The 12,779-nt window shown below is 64.3% G+C and carries 14 protein-coding genes; 9 read left to right on the forward strand and 5 right to left on the reverse strand.

Features of this window, described 5'->3' with window-relative positions:
- Positions 1-90: 90 nt before the first annotated feature.
- Positions 91-525: a hypothetical protein gene (locus ENJ37_10910; GenBank protein ID HHL41005.1), complete on the reverse strand. Its 435-nt coding sequence runs from the start codon at positions 523-525 to the stop codon at positions 91-93.
- Between the two features lie 52 nt (positions 526-577).
- Positions 578-1,681, reverse strand: coding sequence for a flavodoxin-dependent (E)-4-hydroxy-3-methylbut-2-enyl-diphosphate synthase (locus tag ENJ37_10915; GenBank protein ID HHL41006.1), 1,104 nt, complete (start codon positions 1,679-1,681; stop codon positions 578-580).
- 481 nt (positions 1,682-2,162) lie between these two features.
- Here ENJ37_10915 and gmhA point away from each other — a divergent pair, with 481 nt between their 5' ends.
- The 8 genes from gmhA (at position 2,163) to ENJ37_10955 (ending at position 10,229) form a co-directional block, all read left to right on the forward strand.
- Positions 2,163-2,750: a D-sedoheptulose 7-phosphate isomerase gene (gmhA, locus tag ENJ37_10920; protein ID HHL41007.1), complete on the forward strand. Its 588-nt coding sequence runs from the start codon at positions 2,163-2,165 to the stop codon at positions 2,748-2,750.
- Positions 2,747-3,724 carry a hypothetical protein gene (locus tag ENJ37_10925; protein ID HHL41008.1) on the forward strand — a complete coding sequence of 326 codons (978 nt, stop codon included), beginning with the start codon at positions 2,747-2,749 and terminating at the stop codon, positions 3,722-3,724. Before gmhA ends, ENJ37_10925 begins: the two co-directional genes overlap by 4 nt.
- Positions 3,721-5,130: an argininosuccinate lyase gene (argH, locus tag ENJ37_10930; protein HHL41009.1), complete on the forward strand. Its 1,410-nt coding sequence runs from the start codon at positions 3,721-3,723 to the stop codon at positions 5,128-5,130. Before ENJ37_10925 ends, argH begins: the two co-directional genes overlap by 4 nt.
- Positions 5,131-5,372: 242 nt before the next feature.
- Positions 5,373-6,614 carry a diaminopimelate decarboxylase gene (gene lysA, locus ENJ37_10935; protein ID HHL41010.1) on the forward strand — a complete coding sequence of 414 codons (1,242 nt, stop codon included), beginning with the start codon at positions 5,373-5,375 and terminating at the stop codon, positions 6,612-6,614.
- A gap of 137 nt (positions 6,615-6,751) precedes the next feature.
- On the forward strand, positions 6,752-7,606 hold the full coding sequence (locus ENJ37_10940) for a diaminopimelate epimerase (protein HHL41011.1): 855 nt from the start codon (positions 6,752-6,754) through the stop codon (positions 7,604-7,606).
- 61 nt (positions 7,607-7,667) lie between these two features.
- Positions 7,668-8,552 carry a 4-hydroxy-tetrahydrodipicolinate synthase gene (locus ENJ37_10945; GenBank protein ID HHL41012.1) on the forward strand — a complete coding sequence of 295 codons (885 nt, stop codon included), beginning with the start codon at positions 7,668-7,670 and terminating at the stop codon, positions 8,550-8,552.
- Positions 8,553-8,569: 17 nt separating this feature from the next.
- On the forward strand, positions 8,570-9,376 hold the full coding sequence (locus ENJ37_10950; GenBank protein HHL41013.1) for a 4-hydroxy-tetrahydrodipicolinate reductase: 807 nt from the start codon (positions 8,570-8,572) through the stop codon (positions 9,374-9,376).
- 31 nt (positions 9,377-9,407) lie between these two features.
- Entirely contained in the window at positions 9,408-10,229 is an 822-nt protein-coding gene (locus ENJ37_10955; GenBank protein ID HHL41014.1) for a DsbC family protein, read from the forward strand.
- A 38-nt stretch (positions 10,230-10,267) separates the two neighbouring features.
- Here the strand turns inward: ENJ37_10955 and ENJ37_10960 are convergent, their stop codons facing one another.
- Positions 10,268-10,609 carry a DUF86 domain-containing protein gene (locus ENJ37_10960; protein HHL41015.1) on the reverse strand — a complete coding sequence of 114 codons (342 nt, stop codon included), beginning with the start codon at positions 10,607-10,609 and terminating at the stop codon, positions 10,268-10,270.
- Positions 10,596-10,904, reverse strand: coding sequence for a nucleotidyltransferase (locus ENJ37_10965; protein ID HHL41016.1), 309 nt, complete (start codon positions 10,902-10,904; stop codon positions 10,596-10,598). Before ENJ37_10965 ends, ENJ37_10960 begins: the two co-directional genes overlap by 14 nt.
- Positions 10,905-11,237: 333 nt before the next feature.
- Here ENJ37_10965 and ENJ37_10970 point away from each other — a divergent pair, with 333 nt between their 5' ends.
- Positions 11,238-11,822 (forward strand): hypothetical protein, encoded by a 585-nt coding sequence (locus tag ENJ37_10970; GenBank protein HHL41017.1) that lies wholly within the window; start codon positions 11,238-11,240, stop codon positions 11,820-11,822.
- A 300-nt stretch (positions 11,823-12,122) separates the two neighbouring features.
- On the opposite strand, the gene ENJ37_10975 is transcribed toward ENJ37_10970, so the two are convergent.
- A complete protein-coding gene (locus ENJ37_10975; protein HHL41018.1) occupies positions 12,123-12,539 on the reverse strand; it encodes a F0F1 ATP synthase subunit epsilon in 417 nt (138 codons plus the stop codon).
- Between the last annotated feature and the right edge of the window lie 240 nt (positions 12,540-12,779).

Below are 12,779 nucleotides of genomic sequence, written 5' to 3' on the forward strand. Positions count from 1 at the left end.
GCCCGCCTGGCGCGGGCCGACCCCCCGGTACAGCCGAAGATCCGAATAACATACGATGGGGCAGGGGGGTTCCACGGTCAAACGTTCTCTTCACACCTCGACGACCGAGTCGTCGCCGCCGTAGGGGTTCGGCACGTAGTCGTCGGCCTGCCAGTCGTTCTCCCACCTCGCATCGTCTATGAGATAACGGAAGCGGTAGGCCCGGCCCGCCGGGAGGTCTATGGTCGCCGAAAAGGCGCCGCTCTTGAGCCGCTTCATGGGGTTCACCCTCTTGTCCCAGTTGTTGAACTCGCCCACGACGACGACGCTCCCGGCGCCGGCGGCCGCCTCGCCCGGAAGCCTGAAGGTCACCTTGCAGACCGGACGGCTCTTGAGGTAACGTTTCGTAAGGCCCGCTGCGGCCGGGCGGCCGCCGGCAGCCCGGGAGGCCGCCTTCCCGCGAACCTGCCCGGAGCCCGGGCGGGCGGCCTTCGCCGCCGTGGTTACGCCTTTTGTCCCGGTCTGCTTCTTCTCACCCGTCTTCATGACATCTTCCTCCTGAAAAGTAGAGACGGCCGCGCCTTGCCGCCCCCGCCGCTCAACCGGCGGCCGACGACGGCCGGCCGCTGCGGTCGGCCACAAGGCGCTCGACCTCTTCGACCACGGCCTCGACGACCGCCTCCCCGGACACCTTGCGGACCTGCTCGCCCCTCACGTAGAGCATGGCCGCGCCGCGCCCGCCCGCAACACCGATGTCGGCCTCCCTCGCCTCTCCGGGACCGTTGACCACACAGCCCATGACCGCCACAGTCACGGGCTCGGCCACGTGCGAGAGCCTGCGCTCCACCTCCGAGGCCACGGCTATGCAGTCGAAGCCGAGCCGCCCGCAGGTGGGACAGGAGACGACCGTGACGCCGCGCTCGCGAAGCCCCAGGGCCTTGAGTATCTCCCAGCCGATCCTCACCTCGTCGACGGGGTCGCCCGTTATGGAGACACGCAGCGTATCGCCTATGCCCTCGGCGAGCAGGACGCCGAGCCCGACCGCGCTCTTCACGGTCCCGGAAAAGAGGGTGCCCGCCTCGGTCACCCCTATGTGGAGCGGATAATCGACCTTTCGGGAAATGAGCCTGTAGGCCTCGACCGTCATCGGCACGCTCGACGCCTTGAGCGATATCTTTATGTCGCCGAAGCCCTCGTCCTCGAGAAGGGCCACGTGACGGAGGGCGCTCTCCACCAGGGCCTGCGCCGTGGGACGGCCGTGGCGCTCCAGTATCTCCTTTTCCAGGGAGCCGGCGTTGACGCCTATGCGGATGGGCACGCCGCGGCCGGAGGCGGCGCGGGCCACCTCGGCCACCCTGCGGCGCGAGCCGATGTTGCCGGGATTGAGCCTCAGGCCGTCAACCCCCTCGTCCAGGGCCCGCAGGGCCAGGCGATGGTCGAAGTGTATGTCCGCTACGAGGGGGATGCCCGCCGCGTGCCTTATCTCGCCGAGCCGGGCGGCGGCCTCCATGTCGGGCACCGCGACCCTCACGATCTCGCAGCCCGCCGCCTCGAGGGCCCTTATCTGGCTTATGGTGGCCGCCGCGTCGGAAGTGTCGGTGTTGGTCATGGACTGTACGCTCACCGGCGCCCCGGCGCCGACGGCCACGTCACCCACCATGACACGCCGCGTCCTGCGTCTGGCGGCAAGACCTTCGTTCATCGAACCTCCGATACAATAAGAGGGGATTGCTCCGCTGCGGGCCTTGCGGCCCTCCGCTCGCAAGACCTCTCCAGAGAACCGGGCTCTCCTCGACGTATTGACGACAGACCGTATCTCCACAATACTATAGCAGAAAAAGCGGGGCCGGCACAAACATTTCAGCTCCCCCCGGCCTGCGGGCGGAAAGCCGCGCAAAGACCTTGACAATCGGCGGCCATGGAAGATAATATTTCAAGAAGCTCTGATTTATTACTCTGGGGGAAACTTTCTGTAGAAAGTTTCCCCCAGACCCCCTTCAAAGACTTTCAATACGACTTGGTTTCCCCCTGTTTTGTTTGGCAAAACAGGGGGAAACCAAGTCGCATTAAAAGTTTTTGGAGGGAGTCTGAGGGAACCTTTTTACAAAAAGGTTCCCTCAGTGTAATTAATCAGAGTTTCCTTCATATTTACGGGAGAACGAAGGCACGGACGAAGGGTTGAGATGGAAACCACTCTGGTGGAGGAATCGCTCAGAGACAGCATCGAGGCGAAGGAGGAGTTTCTCGCGTCGGGGAACACGGTGCGCATCGTCGAGGCCGCGGACCTCATAGCCGAGGTCTTCAAGGGCGGGGGCAAGCTCCTCATAGCCGGCAACGGAGGCTCGGCCGCCGACGCCCAGCACCTAGCCGCCGAGTTCGTCAACCGCTTCGAGATCGAGAGACCTCCCCTCCCGGCCGTTGCGCTCACGACCGACACATCGATCATAACGAGCATAGGCAACGACTACTCCTTCGACGACGTCTTCGCAAAGCAGGTGAAGGCCCTTGGCCGCGCCGGAGACGTGCTCCTCGCCATATCCACCAGCGGCAGCTCGACCGACGTGGAGAAGGCGGTGCGCTGCGCGGCGGCGCTCGACATGAAGACCATAGCCCTCACCGGCGGGGACGGCGGCTCCATAGCGCCGCTGGCCGACATACCGATCAACGTGGCCTCCCGGTCCACCCCCCGCATCCAGGAGGTCCACATAACGGTCTGCCACATCCTCTGCCAGCTCGTCGACCACATCCTCTTCGGCAAGGTCCCGCGATGAGGTTCAAGCCCGTGAGCCTGCGGGGGCTGCGGACCCGTTCCCTCAAGGACCGCAAGAGCAAGGTCTCGGTCTCGGCCTTTGCAAGACCCTTTCAGATCGGCGCATCGTTCAGGGACTTCTGCGACACGCTTCCCGACGTGCTCGGCGCCGCCTCTCTCAGAGAAGTCGCATCGGCCGTGGCGTCGGCCGTGCGCAGGGGGCGCACCGTGGCAGTCGGCATGGGGGCCCACGTCATAAAGGTCGGCCTCTCGCCCGTCATAATCGACCTCATGGAGCGCGGCGTCATAAGCGCCGTGGCCATGAACGGCGCCTGCATAGTCCACGACTTCGAGACGGCCTGCGCCGGCATGACCTCGGAAGACGTGGACGAGGAGCTCAGGGACGGCTCCTTCGGCATGGCGAGGGAGACGGGCCGGATGCTCAACAGGGCGATAGGCAGGGACGGGGCCGGGCTCGGCCTGGGCCGCGCCGTGGGCGCGATGATAGCCCGCTCGCGCTTCCCCCACAGGGACCGGAGCATCCTTGCCGCCGCCGCAAGGCTCGACATACCGGCCACGGTCCACGTGGCCGTTGGAACCGACATCATCCACGTCCACCCCCAGATGGACGCCGCCGCAACGGGGCTGGCCACGCACCGCGACTTCCGGCTCTTCACCTCCGTCGTGGCATCGCTCGAAGAGGGAGTCTACCTCAACATCGGCTCGGCCGTGCTGCTGCCGGAGGTCTTCCTCAAGGCGCTCGCCCTGGCGCGCAACCTCGGCCACAGGGTGGAACGCATCACCACGGTCAACATGGACTTCATCCAGCACTACAGGCCGGTTACGAACGTGGTGCGCCGTCCCACCGCCTGCGGCGGCCGGGGCTTTACTCTCACCGGTCACCACGAGATAATGGTGCCGCTTCTCGCCGCGGCGATCAAAGAGGAGCTCGCCATGGAAAGCGACGGCCGGGACCTCGGGCAGGATGGGCCATGACAGCGGGAAAGAGGGAAAAAAAACCCTGGTCGGGACGCTTCACCGCCTCCACCGACAGGCTCGCCGAAGAGCTCAACGCCTCCATAGGCTTCGACAGGCGGCTCCTCCGCCACGACATAACGGGCTCCAAGGCCCATGCCAGGACACTGGAGAAGGCGGGCATACTGACCCCCGATGAGACAAAACGCATCCTCCGGGGGCTCGACGAGGTGGAGGAGGAGATCGCCTCGGGCCGCGTGGAGCTGACGGCCCACATGGAAGACATACACATGGCCGTAGAAAGGCGGCTCACCGAGAAGATCGGAGCCCTGGGCGGCAAGCTCCACACGGGGCGCAGCAGAAACGACCAGGTGGCGCTCGACCTGCGCCTCTACCTGCGAGACGAGATAGGCGAGATACGCCGCCTCATCGTCTCGCTCCAGCGGGTCCTGGTCGACCTGGCCGGAGGGCACGTGGAGACGATTCTCCCAGGCTACACCCACCTGCAGCGCGCTCAGCCCGTGGTGCTCGCCCACCACCTGCTCGCCTACTACGAGATGTTCAAGCGCGACGACGAGCGCATGGGCGACTGCCTGCGGCGCACGGACGCCATGCCGCTCGGCTCGGGAGCGCTCGCCGGAAGCCCCTACCGCCTCGACAGGGCCTTCACCGCGCGCCTTCTCGGCTTTTCGCGCCTCACGGAAAACAGCATCGACGGCGTCTCGGACCGCGACTTCGCCGTCGAGTTCCTCGCGGCCGCCGCCATACTGGCCATGCACCTGAGCCGCCTCAGCGAGGAGCTCATCGTCTGGTCGTCCCAGGAGTTCGGCTTCATAGAGCTCTCCGACGCCTTCACCACGGGCTCGTCCATAATGCCGCAGAAGAAGAACCCCGACATGGCCGAGCTGGCGCGGGGAAAGACGGGCCGCGTCTACGGCTCGCTCATGGCGCTCCTGACCACCATGAAGGGCCTTCCCCTGGCCTACAACAAGGACATGCAGGAGGACAAGGAGCCGCTCTTCGACACGGTGGACACGATCAAGTCGCTACTACGGGTCTTCGCCCCCATGATGGCGTCGATGAAGGTGAACGACGAGCGCATGTTGCGGGCCACGGCCGAGGGCTTCCTCAACGCAACCGACGCGGCCGACTATCTCGTAGCGCGGGGCGTGCCCTTCCGCCAGGCCCACGAGGCGGCCGGCAGGGCCGTGGCCTGGTGCATGGAACGGGGAACGACCCTCGATGAACTCACCGTCGAGCAATGGCGGCGCTTCTCACAAGCCTTCGGCGACGACATAAGGGAGGCCGTCGCCATAGGGCGCTCGGTGGCTTCGCGGAAGGTGCGGGGCGGCACGGCCCCCTCGGAGGTGAGACGCAGGCTGCGGGCCGTGGAAAAGGAGCTCGGGCGGCGGGAGGCGTCGTTGTGAGCGCCGGGGGACGCTTAGCGGCGGCGCTGCTCCTCGCGCTCCTCGCCGCCGCGGCGACGGGGTGCGGAAAGAAGGGCCCGCCCCGGCCGCCGCCGGAGCCGCCGACGGCACGGGAAGAGCAACGAAACGACAAAGGTCGGGGACCCCTGACTCATTCCACTGAGGGAGCCTCCCTGCAAAAGGGGCGCCGCCCCGCCTCTCCCACAGAGTGATCAATCAGGGCTTCCCAAGGGAGGTAGCAGGTGCATTTCTTCAAATACAGGGGCAGGAAACTCTACGCCGAGGGCGTGGCCGTGGAGAAGATCGCGCAAGAGGTGGGCACGCCGGTCTTCGTCTACAGCAAAAAGACGCTGCGCCGCCACTACAGGGCGTTCGACCGGGCCTTCGCAAAGGTCCCCCACATGGTCTGCTACTCGGTCAAGGCCAACTCGAACCTCGCCGTGCTCAAGACCCTCGCCGACGACGGCAGCGGCTTCGACATCGTCTCGGCCGGAGAGCTCTACAGGGCGCTCCGGGCGGGGGCCGACCCGGCAAGGATCGTATTCTCCGGCGTGGGCAAGCGCGACGACGAGCTCGAATACGCCATCAAGAAACGCATACTCATGTTCAACGTCGAGAGCCCGCAGGAGCTTCGCACCCTCGACCGCGTGGCCGCAAGGGTGGGACGCAGGGCCGGTGTGGCCATAAGGGTGAACCCCGACGTGGACCCCAAGACCCACCCCTACATATCGACGGGCCTCAAGAAAAACAAGTTCGGCATACCGGCGGACCGGGCCCTCAGGGAGTACGCTTACGCCAAGAGCAACCTGAAGAACCTCGATCTCATTGGCGTGGACTGTCACATAGGCTCGCAGATAACCGAGCTCTCGCCCTTCATCGACGCCCTCGGCAGGACCAAGGAGCTCATCGGGAGGCTGAGGGCCGAGGGCATCGACATAAAATACCTTGATATGGGGGGAGGACTGGGTATAACCTATAAGGACGAGGACCCGCCGCATCCCTCCAGGTACGGCGAGGCCGTCATCGAAGAGACCGCGGGACTGGACGTGACGCTCATCTTCGAGCCCGGCCGCGTAATCGTCGGCAACGCCGGCATACTGGTTACCCGCGTCGTATACGTCAAGGAGGGAGAGGAGAGGAACTTCGTCATCGTCGACGCCGCCATGAACGACCTGCCGCGCCCTTCCCTCTACGGATCGTACCATGCCATAAAGGCGGTCAGGAAGGGGGAGGGCGAGATGACGGCCGACGTGGTGGGCCCCATATGCGAGAGCGGGGACTTTCTGGCCCGCGACCGCGAGATCGCCGCGGTGGAGGCTGGGGACCTGCTGGCCGTGATGAGCGCCGGGGCTTACGCCTTCTCCATGTCGAGCAACTACAACTCGCGGCCCAGGGCGGCGGAGGTCATGGTCGACGGCCGCGGCTTCCGCGTCGTAAGAAGGCGCGAGACCCTGCGCGAGCTCGTAAAGGGAGAGTCGCTCTGAACGGGGCGGACAGGACGGCCACGCGCAGGTCCATGGGGGAAGAGGCGTGAAATCCTGCCGCCCAGGGGCCGCCCCGGCGACGACGGGGCGGCCAGCGGGGCGGCAAGGCGCGATAAAGGTTCCATCGGGAAAGGACAATGAAGCTCAAATTCACCAAGATGCACGGCCTGGGCAACGACTTCATCGTCGTCGACCGCCGCGGGGCCCCTCTGCCCGGCGCGGCGCGGCTCGTGAGAAAACTCGCCGACAGGAGGTTCGGCATCGGCTTCGATCAGGCCATAATCCTGAAGGAATCCAGGCGCGCCGACTTCAGGATGGACATATACAACGCCGACGGCTCGCGCGTGGAGATGTGCGGCAACGGCATAAGGTGTCTGGCCCGCTACATATGGGACCGCAGGCTCTCGCGCAAAAAGGCGCTCGAGATCGAGACGCCGGCCGGCATCATAAGGCCCGAGCAGGCGGGCAGGCTCGTGCGCGTAGACATGGGAGAGCCCGTCTTCGACGGCCTCTCCATACCGACGACCGTCGACGCCGGGCGCATAATCGATCTGCCCCTGGAAGTGGGCTCCCACGAGGGGGCGCTTTCCGTGACGTGCGTATCCATGGGCAACCCCCACTGCGTGGTCTTCGTCGACGACGTCGAGGCCTTCCCCGTGGCCCGCTACGGTCCCATCCTCGAGACCCACGACATCTTCCCCAAGAGGACCAACGTGGAGTTCGTCGAGGTGAAGAGCGGAAGACGCCTCAGAATGCGGGTGTGGGAGAGGGGAAGCGGCCAGACGCTGGCCTGCGGCACCGGCGCCTGCGCAAGCGCCGTGGCTGCCCGCATCAAGGGGCTGACCGGGGGGAAGGTGACCGTCGAGCTCGACGGCGGCTCACTTGACATAGAGTACGCGACAGAGGGCCGCGTCTACATGACCGGCCCGGCCGACGAGGTCTTCAGAGGCGAGGTCGATACGGCCGCCGTGAAGACCCGCCCGAGACACTGAAGTTCCGGCGCAGGGCCGGACGAGCCGGCGGCTCCCAACGCAGCAAGGAGGAGAGAGGAAAGTGCGACTTACCGGTTCTTTCACCGCGCTGGTGACCCCCTTCAAGGACGGCGGCGTCGACGAGGAGGCGTTGCGCAGGCTCGTCGACTTCCAGATAGAGAACGGCACGAGCGGCCTCGTGCCCTGCGGCACCACGGGAGAGTCGGCTACACTGAGCCATGACGAGCACGACCGCGTCATAGACATCGTCATCGAGGCGGCGGGCGGACGGGTGCCGGTCATAGCAGGCACCGGCTCCAACTCGACGGCCGAGACGGTGCGGCTCACGCGCCATGCGGCGGAGGCCGGGGCCGACGCGGCACTGCTCATAACGCCATACTACAACAAGCCCACACAGCGGGGGCTCTACGAGCACTACAGGAGCGTTGCCGGGGAGGTCTCCATTCCGCTCATACTCTACAACGTGCCGGGACGCACGGGGGTGAACATGACGGCCGAGACCGTGGCCCGCCTCTCGGAGATCGACAACATCATCGGCATCAAGGAGGCTACGGCCGACATGGCCCAGGTGAGCGACGTAATCGAGTACTCGCGCGAGGGCTTCATCGTGCTCTCGGGAGACGACGCCACCACGCTGTCGCTGCTTGCCGTCGGCGGGCACGGCGCCGTGTCGGTGACCTCCAACGTGGCCCCCCGCGAGATGGCCGACATGTTCAGGGCCTTCTTCGAGGGCGATATGGAAGGGGCGCGACGCATCCACTACAGGCTCCAGCCGCTCAACCGCGCCATGTTCATGGAGACCAACCCCATACCGGTGAAGACGGCGCTCTCGCTCATGGGGATGGTGGAAGAGGAGTTCCGGCTCCCGCTCACGGCCATGACCGGCCGGGCCAGGGAGCGGCTCGCCGCGGCTCTGCGGGACTTCGGCATAGGGCCGAAAGAGTGAGAGAGGGGGCAGAGATGATACGAGTCGCAGTCATAGGCGCCGGAGGACGCATGGGCAAGGCCCTCGTCTCCGCCATCGACGAGAACCCGCGCACCAGGCTTACGGCCGCCCTGGAGAGACGCTCCCACCCGCTGCTTGGAAGGGACTCGGGCGAGACCGCCGGAACAGGCAAAAACGGCGTGAAGATCACCTGGAGCGTCAAGCGGGCCGCCCTCAGATGCGACGTCTTCATCGACTTCTCTTCCCACGAATCCTCCATAGAGCACATCGAGGAAATAGCAGCCTCGGGCCGTCCCGTGGTCATAGGCACCACCGGCTTCTCCCACCATCAGCGCGAGCGCATAAAGGAGCTGAGCTTCGACATCCCCATCGTCATAGCGCCGAACATGAGCGTCGGCGTGAACCTGCTCCTGCGGCTCGTGCGCGACGCAGCCAGGGTCCTCTCCGACGACTACGACATAGAGATTGTGGAGGCCCACCACCGCCACAAAAAGGACGCCCCTTCGGGCACGGCCCTCAGGCTCGCCGAGGTCATAGCCTCCACGCTGGGCCGGGACCTCGACGAAACGGCCGTCTACGCGAGAAAAGGCATAATCGGCGAGCGCACCAGAGAGGAGATCGGCATACAGTCGCTTCGGGGAGGCGACATCGTCGGTGACCACACGGTGCTCTTTGCAGGTCCCGGCGAGAGGATCGAACTCACCCACAGGGCCCATTCGCGCAACACCTTCGCCACCGGCGCGGTCAAGGCCGCCGTATGGGTAAGCGACAAGGGCAAGGGGCTATACGACATGCAGGACGTCCTCGAACTGAACGACGACTGACCCCGCGCGCGGGGCGAAAAGGAGAACCGCCTTGAAGAAGATACTGAAGACGGCCGCAGCGGCCCTGCTGATCGCAGCGGCCGCAGGCCCCATGGACGCTACGGCCTTCCAGGGCCAGGGCTGCGGCGCAGACTGCGCGGACTGCCACACACTGACGCCCGAGGAGGCCAGAAAGCTCCTCAAGACCGACAAGTTCAACGCCGAGCTCAAGGAGATAAGGCTAAGCCCCGTGAAGGGCCTCTGGGAGGTGGAAGTCACCAGGGGCGACAAGTCCATACTCGTCTACATCGACTTCGCCAAGAAGTACCTCGTCGAGGCCCGCTTCACGCCGCTCGACGAGCTCGGAAAGGCCCCGCAGCTGAAGAGACTGGACCGGAGCCGGATTCCCATGGACAACGCCCTCATAATGGGAGACCGGGAGGCCGAAAAGAAGATCATCGTATTCGACGACCCCGACTGCCCGTACTGCAAGAAACTCCACTACGAGATCAAGAAGGTCGTAAAGAAACGGCCCGACATCGCCTTCTACATACTCCTCTACCCCCTCGACATCCACCCCGACGCATACAAGAAGGCCAAGGCCATCCAGTGCAGGCGCTCGGTCGAGATGCTCGAGGAGGCCTTCGAAGGCAAGGTGCTGCCGGAGCCCGACTGCGACGACAAGGTCGTTGACGAAAACATACGAGTGGGGCGCGAGCTCGGCATACAAGGCACGCCTGCCCTCATAATGCCAGACGGAAGGCTCATACCGGGCTACCTGGCGGCCGACGTGCTGATAGAAGTCATAGACCAGGAACCGCAGGGAGAGGGGGCGCAAGGAGGCCACGACGCGAAGGGCAGCTCACCCCGCTGAGGCAGAGAAAGAACCTCAGGAAGCGCGGCAGACATCTATCATGCCTCCTTCAGTATCTTCTTGAGCGCATCGATAAGCGGCGGCAGGTCGCTTGTAATGGTGTCCCACAGCAGATCAAGGTCGATCACGTCATAGCCGTGCGCAAGCCAGTTGCGCATTCCGATTATCTGGGGCCAAGGGACCTCGTCTCTGGTCTCCCGTGTCTTGACGGAGACGCGACCAGCCGCCTCACCCACAATCTCCACCAGTCGCGTAAGCGCCAGCTGCATCACCCGGTTGCGCCCCAGTTCCTCCCGGCTCGCATCGCCAAGAAGCTCGACGGCTTCGACGGCATGGCTGAGCATGTCCCTCATGCTCACCATGTCGTCACGCATGCTCATACTGCACCTCTGCCGTCTTCAGGACGTCGTTCCTGAAACAGGGGTTCAGGCCCTTGACCGTATGCATCTGTGCCTTGTGCCCCAGGATTTGCCCGAGCTCGATTTCCATGCCCGCCAGGGTTATCAAGCCCACCCTCGTGCCCGGCTCGAACTCGACCAGCACGTCCACGTCGCTTTCCGGGCCGAAATCGGCACGGAGCACGGAGCCGAAAAAGGAAAGCTTTCTGATGTGATGCCTCCGGCAAAACTCCGCTATCTTCTCCTGTGGGACGTCTATTTTTATCTCCTTGTCCATCATGTCCAATTTTACCGGATTCACGAGAAAACTCAAGGGAGACTCTGATTTATTAAAAGTCTTTGAAGGGGGTCTGGGGGAAACGTGGGCCTATGGCCCTTCTTCAGAAAGTTTCCCCCAGGGTAATTCCCTGGGTTGCGGGGAGCCCCTTGGAGGGGGATGTCTGCTTCTCGCAGTCTTTTTTGTTGTTTTTTCTCAGAGTTAGATGTATGATCTCGAAGTAGACCACTGGCTCGGCTATGCCTGCCCTGGTTCGAAATCTGGCGCATTCGGGGAGGCAGTTAATCGGAGAGGCTCCTTTTCTTAGCCCCTTGACTCTGATATGATCCCGCCATGGGTGTAGCCGAGGACATAGACCTGCTCGAAGAGAAGATCGGCAGGCTCAAGACAGACTACGAGAAACACTTCGCCAGGCTGATCAAGCACGAACCCGTCAAGCTTCGCGGCGAGGTGGAGAGACTCATCCTGCGCTACTACGGCTACAACTTCACCAACACGGGCCTCAGGTTCCGCTTCAACAACCTCGTTTCCCGCTACAACACCTACAAACAGTACTGGGCCCGCATACTGCGGGCCATAGAGGAGGGCACCTACGACCGCACCGTAGGCGGCAGAAGGGTGGCCGCTATGAAGAAGAAGGCTCCGGCCCAGGAGATGAGCGCGGCGACCTCCGCCTCCGGGGCGGACGCCCAGAGAGGGGACGGCGGACTCGCCGACCTCTACGAGCGCTACGTCGAGGCGCGCAGGCGGTGCAACCAGCCGGTCAAGGGCATTTCGAGGGAGAAGCTCGAGGCGGCGCTGCGAAGGCAGCGGCAGCTCATAGAGAAGAAATACGGACCCGCCGTGGAGCTCGACTACGATGTGAAGATCGAGGGCGGCAAGGCCAAGATATCCATAAGACCGAAAAAGAAGAAGTAGGAGGGAAGAGGCGCCGTAAGACAAAGAGGAGAAAAAACGGCCCGCACCGTCTTGCGGCGCGGGCCGTAATCATTCCAGGGTCCCGCCTGTTCCCTCTCAGGCTGCCCATCTTGTTCGGCGCTCCCGGCGGAGCGGAGCCTGCCCCGCTCCCCTGCGCGTCAGGTTCGTCACGAATCCGGCCACTTATTCGGCGTCACCGGGCGTGAGCGGCGTGGAGCATGTCCCCACTCCTCCCTTGCCACCTCCCGTCGCCCCCCTGCCCCCGGAGCCCGTCGCCCCCGGAGCCACCGGAGCGGAGCCTCAGGCCCCCCTCTTCTCGGCCACACTCACCCTGGCCCTCCAGTGCTCGACGGCCTCGGTGGCCTCGGCCAGGGCCCTGGCATCGTCGGTGCCCACCGCCTCGAGCTTCTTCTCGGCCTCGACCAGGGCCTGGCGCGCCCGGCCGATGTCTATCTCGTCGGCCCTCTCGGCGTCGTCCACCAGGAGCGTGGTCTTGCCGGCCGTCACCTCGGCGTAACCGGCGCCGACGGCCAGAAACGTCTTGCCGCCGCCCCTGGAATAGACGACCTCCCCGGGCCTGAGAATGGTAAGAAGGTTCGTGTGGCCCGGAAGGACCCCGAACTCGCCGGCCGCCCCCGGCGCGGTGAGCTCCTCCACCTCCTCGGACAGGACCAGCCTGTAGGGCGTCACTATCTCAAGCAAAAAAGTCTCGGCCATCTTCTCCTCGCCACTCCTTCCTGGTTAAGGAAGCTGTGATTTATTGCACTGAGGGAACCTTTTTGTAAAAGGGTCACAGACCCACGGTTCCCTCAGACTCCCTCCAAAGACTTTCAATACGACCTGGTTTCCCCCTGTTTTGCCAGGCAAAACAGGGGGAAACCAGGTCGTATTGAAAGTCTTTGAAGGGGGTCTGGGGGAAACTTTCTACAGAAAGTTTCCCCCAGGGTCATTAATCAG

Source organism: Deltaproteobacteria bacterium (genome assembly GCA_011375175.1).
Classification (GTDB): Bacteria; Desulfobacterota; GWC2-55-46; order GWC2-55-46; family DRME01; genus DRME01.